Source organism: Methylocystis sp. (assembly GCF_051061225.1).
Taxonomy (GTDB): Bacteria; Pseudomonadota; Alphaproteobacteria; order Rhizobiales; family Beijerinckiaceae; genus Methylocystis.
The window spans coordinates 1-4472 of the sequence record NZ_JBPFEB010000001.1 but is presented as its reverse complement, the minus strand read 5'-3'; the positions used below and the strand labels follow the sequence as shown (position 1 = coordinate 4472).

The window sequence follows — 4472 nt, the reverse complement described above, 5'->3', positions numbered from 1 at the left end:
CGAAATATTTTCGTGCCGGATCTATAAGAAGCGCTGCGCTCAGATTTTCGCCGGTCACGTGCTCAATGGAGGCTAAATTCGCACTGGATGCTAACAATCGTAGTCAGAGCCTACCGATGCGGCCGCGGTGGAGATAGGCCGGAACGATTGCATCTATCGGGCGCGCAACGATTCCAAGCCCTCCCAATGTCGTTCCAGCGGCCTTAGCTTCATCGGAGACGACGTTATCGAAGCGTAACAGTTCCACCTGATCGGTGCTCATGGAGAGGATTTTCGGAAATAGCCCAAACGACGCCTTGCTCGCGATTTGCGTGGCTTTCGCCATGAGCGCACCCATTCCGAACGAGAGCGAGACAATTTGACGCTGGAGCCCTAAGACGTCGCAAACATACTGGACCAATTCACGGAACGTCTTCACATCCGGCCCACCCAGCTCGTAAGTTGCTCCGGGGGGCGCCTTACCATCGAGGGCAAGGGCGACCGCCTGCGCGATATCATCCACGAAAACCGGTTGGAATCGAGTATTGCCGCCGACCAGAGGTACTATCGGCATGAAGCGGGTCATCGTGGCAAAACGGTTGAAAAAATCGTCCTCCGGGCCAAAGACGATCGACGGTCGAAAGATGACCGCCTCTGGAACGAGTTCCCGCACCGCCGCCTCGCCTTCGGCCTTGGCGCGGGCATAAGCGGAAGGCGAATTCTTGCGTGCGCCAATCGCGGAAATATGCACGAAACGCCTGACCCCTGCTTTGGCTGCCGCTTCAGCCACAACGCGCGCGCCTTCGGACATCACGGCCGCGAATGTCTGACCGCCACTTTCAGTCAAGATGCCGACGAGATTGACGACCGCGCGCGCGCCATGGACTGCGATAGCAACGCTATCGGGATCGCGTAAATCAGCCTTAATCAAATCAATCTGACCGGGACCCCGCAGCGACTTCAGATCGCGCGCTACCTCCGGGCGCCGGCATGCGATTTTGATCCGCCAATCGTCGTCGAGCAGCGCCTTGACGACGTGGCGTCCGATAAAGCCGGATCCGCCAAATACCGTGACCGACCGTTCGATCTGCATCGCATCATTCGTCATAGGCTTCACCCGATCTCGAGGCGCCAGCGCGAGCCGAGAGCGTCAGCTCTAAACTGACTTACCGTCCTCCGACGCCAACAATCGATCAAGAAGGTTCTTAAGTTCGGCTTGGCAAATCTCTAGATGGGAACGGATATCTTCCCTCTCCTTCTCTCTGAGCGGGTTGGAATTCAGATCGGCCCAGTCTATTTTAATCGACTCCCTTAGCGTTTCGATATGTCGCACCAATTTCTCTGTTTCAGTCATCTCTGTGCTCCGCTTTGACTCTCTTCGTTGCGTGGATCGAAGAGCCGACCCCAACGATTAGTTTGCAAGCTGTCTGGCCCGCTGATTTATGACGCCGCCGGCGAGGATGATTTCCACTTGGTGGGGCGTCAGACTGTGTTGCGTCTCAATTGCAACGCCGGCTGAATTCAACACGATCGCTTCGCCGCTTGCGAGCTTCTGTCGCAAATGCTGGATCCAAAGTGTCGCGTTCTCTTCTAGCCGATCAAAATCGCCTGGCTCAACGAACTGGAGCGGAAGAATTCCATAATTGATCAGGTTTTGCCGATGGATGCGGGCGAAGCTCTTCGCGACGACGATCCTGAGACCAAGAGACCGGGGCGCCGCGGCGGCATGCTCGCGGGAGGACCCTTGCCCATAGTTCTTGCCGGCGACAACGGCATGGCCTGTCTTTTGACCGATGCCGCGAGCGCGATCGACGTACGTCGGGTCAATGCGTTCGAATGAAAAGCTGGCAATCTTCTGGAGGTTAGAGCGATAAGGCAACACTTTCGCTCCGGCGGGCATAATCTCGTCTGTTGATACGTTGTCCGCCATCTTGAGAAGCACAGGCAACTCCAATTCATCGGGAAGCGGATCGAGTTCAGGCAATGACGTGATGTTGGCTCCCTTCACCAAAGCGACATCTCGCGCTTGTGCGACCGGAAGCGGCGGCTCCAGCAGTGACGGCGACAAAGGCGGAATCTCTGGTTGTTGGAGGTCGGGATAGGGGATGGCCAGCGTCCTCGGGTCCGCAATTTTGCCGAGGAGCGCTGAGGCGGCCGCGGTTTCCGGAGAACATAAAAAAACCGAATCTTCTTCCGTACCAGATCGCCCTGGGAAATTTCGAGGCGTTGTGCGCAGCGAATTGCGCCCGATCGCTGGCGCTTGCCCCATGCCGATGCAGCCATTGCATCCGGTCTGGTGAATGCGCGCGCCTGCAGCTACGAGCAGGCCAAGTCGTCCATCGTTGATCAGCATCTGCAGCACTTGCCGCGACGTCGGGTTTATATCGAAAGAGACGCTGGACGGGACCGTTTGGCCTCGAACAATTTCCGCGGCGATGGCGAAGTCCCTCCATCCCGGATTGGCGGAAGAGCCAATGTAAGACTGCGCAATCTCTTCGCCCTGCGCTTCCTGAATGGGGACGACCTTGCCGGGGCTCGACGGCCTGGCGATGAGTGGCTCGAGTTTTGAGAGATCGATGTGATCATGCTCATCATAGCTGCAGCCCGAGTCGGCCGACAGTTCGCACCAGTCTTGTCCTCTTCCTTGCGACTCGAGAAACCGTTGCGTCATCTCGTCCGATGGAAAGACCGATGTGGTGGCGCCGAGCTCCGCGCCCATATTGGCGATCACATGCCTGTCCCACGCCGTCAGGCTCCGTAGTCCAGCGCCATGGTATTCGATGATTTTGCCAACGCCGCCGGCAACGCCGTAGCGCCGCAGCATTTCGAGGATTACATCCTTGGCGCTGACCCATTCCGGCAGTGAGCCGCTGAGTTCCACTCCCAATATCGCCGGCATGGATGTCGAATAGGCTTCTCCAGCCATCGCAAGCGCGACGTCGAGTCCACCCGCGCCAATCGCCAGCATGCAAAGCGCCCCAGCCGCGGGCGTATGACTGTCGGAGCCCAGCAGCGACTTACCGGGACGGCCGAAGCGTTCCATGTGGACGACATGGCTAATGCCGTTGCCAGGTCGCGAGTACCAAAGCCCGTACTTCCGGCAGGCGCTTTCGAGGAAGAGATGGTCCTCGGCATTCAAATTATCGATCTGCAACAGGTTGTGATCGACATATTGGACGCTTACTTCCGTCCGCACTCGGTCCAACTTCATGGCTTCGAGCGACAGCATCGCAAGCGTGCCGGTCGCATCCTGGGTGAGCGTTTGGTCAATCCGTAATGCCAGCGGCGCGCCTACTCTCCCGCCGCCGCTTACGCGATGTCGTTCGATCAGCTTCTCTGCGATGTTCAAGGCCATTTGTGGAAGATGCTGGTTTGAGGCGAACCGCCTCCGTCTCTTCAAATAGATCGGTATTGCTCGATGGGCAGTGGATGAGCCGAAATTGCGGTCTCCACCGTAGGCGTGACGTTGGACCTCCGGCCCGCCGGAGCCTCCCCGCCCCCAGGATTTGCACAGAAAAGCGTCCCGCCTCATGCGCCTTCTTCAGCGCCTTCCAGCTAGGGACGCAGGGCGTGGGGGATTATCTGTCGATTTCGCCAAAGACGATGTCGAGCGAGCCGACGATCGCGGCGACGTCGGCCAGCATATGGCCGTTTGCGAGGCGGTCCATGGCCTGCAGATGGGCGAAGGAGGGGGCCCTGATCTTGCATCTGTAGGGCTTGTTGCCGCCTTCGGAAACCACATAGACCCCGAACTCGCCTTTGGGGGCTTCGACCGAGGCGTATACCTCCCCGGCCGGCACGTGGTGGCCTTCCGAATAAAGCTTGAACTGCTCGATCATGGCCTCCATCGAGCGCTTCATCACATAGCGCTTCGGCGGCGCGATCTTGTGGTCCTGGATCAGGATTGGACCCATTCCCTCGGGGGATTGCAATTTTTCCAGGCACTGCTTCATGATGCGTACGGACTGACGCATCTCTTCCATGCGCACGCAATAGCGGTCGTAGCAGTCGCCATGCGATCCCACCGGAATGTCGAAATCGAGTTGCTCATAGCATTCATAAGGCTGTGTCTTGCGAAGATCCCACGGCGCGCCGCTGGCTCGCACCATGACGCCGGAAAATCCCCGAGCCCATGCCTCATCGAGAGTGATCTCGCCGATGCCTGCATTGCGCTCTTTGAAAATTCGATTCTCGCCAAGGATGCCGTCAAGGTCATCGCAGACTTTGAGAAAGGGATCGCAAAAGTCGTAAATGTCTTCCAAAAGCGCTTCCGGCAAATCCTGATGGACGCCTCCGACCCGAAAATAGTTGGCGTGTAGACGCGCCCCTGACGCGCGTTCATAGAAGCACATGAGCTTCTCTCGTTCCTCGAACCCCCACAGGTTAGGCGTGAGCGCTCCGACGTCTGACGCCTGCGTGGTGATGTTCAGAAGGTGCGATAGCAGCCGCCCAATCTCGCAGAAGAGCACGCGTATCAGTTGAGCGCGCCAAGG

The 4472-nt window shown here is 58.1% G+C and carries 3 protein-coding genes; all 3 read right to left on the bottom strand.

Annotated elements, in window-relative coordinates:
* Window positions 1-103 precede the first annotated feature (103 nt).
* Window positions 104-1087, bottom strand: a complete 984-nt coding sequence (locus tag ACR652_RS00015; RefSeq protein WP_434504470.1) for a complex I NDUFA9 subunit family protein — start codon at window positions 1085-1087, stop codon at window positions 104-106.
* Window positions 1088-1390: 303 nt separating this feature from the next.
* On the bottom strand, window positions 1391-3334 hold the full coding sequence (locus tag ACR652_RS00010; protein WP_434504469.1) for an aconitate hydratase: 1944 nt from the start codon (window positions 3332-3334) through the stop codon (window positions 1391-1393).
* 223 nt (window positions 3335-3557) lie between these two features.
* Window positions 3558-4472 (bottom strand): NADH-quinone oxidoreductase subunit D (locus ACR652_RS00005; RefSeq protein WP_434504468.1); only part of this gene is annotated, 915 nt, incomplete at its 5' end.

Excerpts from the sequence above, each read along its gene's own strand:
- ACR652_RS00015 (WP_434504470.1), bottom strand. The coding sequence starts at position 1,087 with ATGACGAATGATGCGATGCAGATCGAACGGTCGGTCACGGTATTTGGC.
- ACR652_RS00010 (WP_434504469.1), bottom strand. The coding sequence starts at position 3,334 with ATGGCCTTGAACATCGCAGAGAAGCTGATCGAACGACATCGCGTAAGC.